At 74.3% G+C, this 4988-nt stretch carries 2 protein-coding genes; both read left to right on the top strand.

Translation table 11 applies throughout. The features are described from left to right. Window positions 1-3189: SDR family NAD(P)-dependent oxidoreductase (locus VT50_RS37835; RefSeq protein ID WP_143645388.1), on the top strand; the 3189-nt coding region annotated here is incomplete at its 5' end. A 61-nt stretch (window positions 3190-3250) separates the two neighbouring features. Then, window positions 3251-4988: type I polyketide synthase (locus VT50_RS37840; RefSeq protein WP_143645389.1), on the top strand; the 1738-nt coding region annotated here is incomplete at its 3' end.

Raw genomic sequence — 4988 nt, forward strand, 5'->3', positions numbered from 1 at the left:
CCGGTGTTCGTGTTTCCGGGGCAGGGGTCGCAGTGGGTGGGGATGGCGGTGGAGTTGCTGGACTCCTCGCCGGTGTTCGCGGGTCGGATCGCGGAGTGTGAGGTGGCGCTGGGGGCGTTTGCCGACTGGTCGTTGACTGAGGTCTTGCGCGGCGAGGGCCCGGTGCTGGAGCGGGTGGATGTGGTTCAGCCGGCGTTGTGGGCGGTGATGGTGTCGTTGGCTGAGGTGTGGCGGGTGTGTGGGGTGGTGCCTGCCGCTGTGGTGGGTCACTCGCAGGGGGAGATCGCCGCTGCGGTGGTGGCGGGTGCGCTGTCGCTGGAGGACGGGGCCCGGGTGGTGGCGCTGCGCTCGCAGGCCATCGCCCGTGGGCTGGCCGGACGCGGCGGCATGATGTCCGTGTCGCTCCCGGTCGAGGAGGTGCGGGAGCGGATCGCCGCATGGGACGGCCGCATCTCCGTAGCCGCCGTCAACGGCCCGGGCGCCGTGGTGGTCTCCGGCGAACCGGAGGCGCTGCACGAGCTTCAGGTGGGGTGCGAGGCCGAGGACGTCCGGGCGAAGCTGATCCCGGTGGACTACGCCTCCCACTCGGCCCAGGTGGAGACGATCCACGACGAGCTGCTGCGGATCCTCGCCCCCATCCGTCCGCGCACCTCGCGGGTCGTCTTCCACTCCACCGTCACCGGTGAACCCCTGGACACCGCTGGGCTCGACGCCGCCTACTGGGCGCGCAACCTGCGGGAGACCGTACGGCTCGAAGCGGCCACCCGGGCGCTGCTCAGCGGCGGCCACCGGCTGTTCGTGGAGGTGAGCCCGCACCCCGTGCTGGCCGCCGCCATCGAGGCCACCGTCGAGGCCGCCGAGGGCTCGGCCGCCGTCATCGGCACCCTGCGCCGCGAGGAGGGCGGGCCCGAGCGGATGCTGCTCTCGCTCGCCCAGGGCTACGTCCACGGCGCGGAGGTGGACTGGCGGGGGCTGTTCGCCGGACGGGGCGCGCGGCGTGTCGACCTTCCCACCTACGCGTTCCAGCGCGCCCGCTACTGGGTCGAGCCCCGGACCGGGCCGGTCGCCGAGGCGGCCACCGGTCCGGCGGAGGCGGAGTTCTGGACCGCGGTCGAGAAGGCCGACCTGAATGCGCTGACGGCGAAGCTGGGCGCGGCTGCCGACGCACCGCTCAGTGAGGTGCTTCCGCTGCTCTCGTCGTGGCGTTCCCGGCTGAGCGACCAGGCCGCGCTGGACACCTGGCGCTACCGCATCGGCTGGCAACCCCTCGACGGCCAAAGGCCCCTCACGCTCCCCGCCCGCCTGCTGGTAGCGGTGCCCACCGAGGGTGCCGACGCCCGGGCCGCCGACTCCGGGCGCGCCGGCTCCGCTGCCGCCCAGGCCATCACCGACGGGCTCACCGCGCTCGGCGTCGAGGTCGCCCCCGTACGCATCGGCGCCGACGACACCGACCGCACTCGGCTCGCCGCCCGTATCAACGAGGCCCTTGGGGACACCGGGGCGCCCGGTGGCGTGGTGTCACTGCTCGGCCTCGACGAGGCACCGCATCCGGAACACCCCGACGTGCCCACCGGGCTCGCCACCACCCTCGACCTGGTGCGGGCACTGGGCGAGGCGGGCGTCGAGGCGCCCCTGTGGTGTGTCACCCGCGGCGCCGTCTCCGCCAGCCGCGCCGACCGCCCCGAAGCCCCCGCGCAAGCCCTCGTCTGGGGCCTGGGCGGCGCGGTCGCCCTGGAGCATCCACAGCGCTGGGGCGGGCTGGTCGACCTGCCCGAGACCCTGGACGAGGGTGCCCTCCGGGCGCTCGCCCGCGTTCTGACCGGTCAGGACGGCGAGGATCAGCTGGCCATCCGCGCCTCGGGCGTCCTCGCCCGGCGGCTGCGGCGGGCCGGGACCACCCGCTCCGGTGAGCGCTGGCAGCCCCGCGGCACCGTCCTGATCACCGGCGGCACCGGTGGCGTCGGCGCCCAGATCGCCCGCGGGCTGGCCGATGAGGGCGCCGAACACGTGGTGCTGGTCAGCCGCCGCGGCCCCCGGGCCCCGGGCGCGGCCGAGCTGGAGGCCGAACTTGCCGGGCGCGGCGCCCGGGTGACCGTCGCCGCGTGTGATGTGGCCGACCGCGAGGCGCTGGCGCGTCTGCTGCACCAGATCACACAGGACGGCGCGGACCACCCGCTCACCGCCGTGGTGCACACCGCGGGCGCCCTGGACGACGCCACCGTGGACGCGCTCACCCCCGAGCGGATCGAGGCCGTGCTGCGCCCCAAGGTGGCGGGCGCGCGCCATCTGCACGAGCTGACCCGGGAGCTGCGCCTGGACCTCGATGCGTTCGTCCTGATCTCCTCGATCGCCGGTACCGTGGGCGCCGCAGGACAGGGCAACTACGCGGCGGCCAGCGCGTATCTCGACGCGCTCGCCCAGCTGCGCCGCGCGGACGGCCTGCCCGCCACCTCGGTGGCCTGGAGCGCCTGGGCGGGCGGCGGAATGATCGACGGCGAGGTGGCGGACCAGCTGCGTCGCCGTGGCGCACCGCCCATCGACGGCGCACGGGCGCTGGAACTGCTGCGGCAGACGGTCGCACAGGGCGACGGTTTCCTCGTGGCGGCCGATATCGACTGGGGCCGTTTCGCCCCCGCCCTCTCCGCCACCCGGCCACTGCCCCTGCTCGCCGACCTCCCCGAGGCGGGCGCCACCGGGCAGGACCCGGCCGGGGCCGAGCGGGAGGAGACCGGTGGCGCCGCCGCGCTGCGCACCCGGCTCGCGGGGCTCGGCCCGGCCGACCGCCACACCGCCCTCGTGGAGCTGGTCAGCGAGCAGGCGGCAGCCGCCCTCGGCTACGCCGAGGCGGGCGCGGTCGAGACCGGACGGGCCTTCAAGGAGCTGGGCTTCGACTCGCTCACCGCGGTCGATCTGCGCAACCGGCTGAACGCCGCGACCGGCCTTCGACTGCCCGTCACCCTCGTCTTCGACTACCCGACCGCCGACGACCTCGCCGTGCTGCTGCGGGACGAACTCCTGCCATCGGGAGAGGAGCCCGTGGACAACGCGGCGCTCGCGGAGCTCGACCGCGTCCAGTCCACCCTCGCCGCCCTGGAGCTTGAAGACATCGAATCGGCCACCGACGACGAGATGTTCGAGCTGCTGGACGGGATGTTCGAGCTGCTGGGCCGGGATCTGACGGCCCCATGAACCACCGCGCCACCGCCCCGGCCGCCACCGACGTTCCGGCCCTCTTGAGGAGCTGACGACCATGGACAACGAGAAGAAGCTGCGCGACTACCTCAAGCGGGCCACCGGCCATCTCCGCGCCGCACACCGCCGGATCCAGGAGCTGCAGGTCCCCGAGCCCATCGCCATCGTGGCGATGAACTGCCGCTACGCGGGCGATATCCGCTCCCCCGAGGACCTGTGGCAGGCCGTGGCCGAAGGCCGGGACGGCATGGCCGACTTCCCGGCCGACCGGGGCTGGGACCTGCCGAACCTCTTCGACCCGGACCCCGACCGCGAGGGCCGCACCTACGCCCGCCAGGGCGGATTCCTCCAGGACGCCGACCAGTTCGACCCGGTGTTCTTCGGCATCTCGCCGCGCGAGGCCCTTACCATGGACCCGCAGCAGCGGCTGCTGCTCGAAGTGGTCTGGGAGACCTTCGAGCGTGCCGGAATCGACCCGGGCACCCTGCGCGGCAGCGACACCGGCATCTTCATGGGCGCCACCGACTTCGACTACGCCCGCGATCTGACCGAACTCCCCGAGGGGCTAGAGGGCCAGATGTCCATGGGCGCCTCGGGCGCCATCCTCTCCGGCCGGGTCGCCTACACCCTGGGCCTGGAGGGCCCGGCCGTCACGGTCGACACCATGTGCTCCTCCTCGCTGGTGGCGCTGCACATGGCGTGCCAGGCGCTGCGTCAGGGCGACTGCTCGATGGCGCTCACCGGCGGCACCACCGTGATGTCCACGCCGAGCGGCTTCATCGAGTTCAGCCGCCAGCGGGCGCTGTCCACCTCCTCCCGCTGCCAGGCGTTCTCCTCGACGGCCGACGGCACCGCCTGGGGCGAGGGCGTCGGGGTGCTGCTGCTGGAACGGCTCTCGGACGCCCGGCGCAACGGCCACCGAGTGCTGGCCGTCGTACGAGGCTCCGCCATCAACCAGGACGGCGCGAGCAACGGCCTCACCGCGCCCAACGGCCGTGCCCAGCAGCGGGTGATCCGCCAGGCGCTGGCCAGCGCCACCCTGTCCGGGAACGACGTCGACGTGGTCGAAGCCCACGGCACGGGAACGTCACTGGGCGACCCCATCGAGGCCAACGCCCTGCTCGCCACGTACGGCAGGAACCGCCCGGCCGACCGGCCGCTGTGGCTGGGCTCGCTGAAGTCCAACATCGGCCACACGGCCGCCGCCGCCGGGGTCGGCGGTGTGATCAAGATGGTGCAGGCGATCCGCCACGGTGTGCTGCCCAGCACCCTGCACATCCAGGAGCCGTCGCCCAACGTGGACTGGTCCTCGGGCGCCGTCGAACTGCTCACCGAGGCCCGGCCGTGGCCGGAGACCGGGCGGGTCCGCCGCGCCGGGGTGTCCGCCTTCGGCGCCAGCGGCACCAACGCCCACGCCATCATCGAGCAGGCCCCCGAGAGCACCGAGGCCGCCGGGCCCGCGGACACCTCCGCCGGGGGCGAGGCACCCGTGGGCGGTGCGACGGTGCCATGGGTGCTGTCGGCCAAGACCGAGTCGGGGCTCCGCGGTCAGGCGGAGCGGCTGCTGGCGCGCCTCGCGGAGGGCCCGGAGCCGTCCCCGGCCGATGTGGGCTTCTCGCTGGCCACCACCCGCGCCCGCTTCGACCACCGCGCGGTGGTGGTCGGTGGCGGCCTCGAGGACTTCCGCGCCGGGCTGACGTCGCTCGCCCGGGACGAGCCCGGTGGCCTCGTGGCCCAGGGCGTGGCGGGCCACGCCGGGAAGCCGGTGTTCGTGTTTCCGGGGCAGGGGTCGCAGT

Origin of the sequence: Streptomyces antioxidans (assembly GCF_000968685.2) — a bacterium.
GTDB lineage: Bacteria > Actinomycetota > Actinomycetes > Streptomycetales > Streptomycetaceae > Streptomyces > Streptomyces antioxidans.